At 69.1% G+C, this 307-nt stretch carries 1 protein-coding gene; it reads right to left on the bottom strand.

All coding sequences use genetic code 11. The annotated features are described in order from the left end of the window. Positions 1-307, bottom strand: a 307-nt coding sequence (locus F1735_RS34660) for an AraC family transcriptional regulator (protein WP_167241590.1), incomplete at both ends; no start/stop codon positions are given.

Raw genomic sequence — 307 nt, 5'->3', positions numbered from 1 at the left:
CGCCACGCTCATGCCCGCCTCGTGCGCCAGGGTCGGTACGTCCAGCTCGCCGCTGAAACCCGCATGAATGCGGCGCAAGGCCTTGCCAATCTTGCCAAACTGGCTGTGCTGGGCCAGCGCCGCACGCACCGCGCCACCCTGCTCCCCGGTCAGCACGCGGTACAGGATCTCACGTGTGATGCCAGGCCCCAACACGCGCGCCTCCACCGGGCACAACAGCACTTCGAGCAGGCGCAGCACGGCGTCGCCCATGGCGTCATCCATGGCGGTCGAACACATGCTCACCGGCGTGCTGTGGGCCGCCTGG

Source organism: Massilia genomosp. 1, assembly GCF_011682185.1.
In the GTDB taxonomy this organism is placed as follows: domain Bacteria; phylum Pseudomonadota; class Gammaproteobacteria; order Burkholderiales; family Burkholderiaceae_D; genus Telluria_A; species Telluria_A rubra.
The sequence above is the reverse complement of the archived record's forward strand: the minus strand, read 5'-3'. Positions and strand labels throughout refer to the sequence as shown.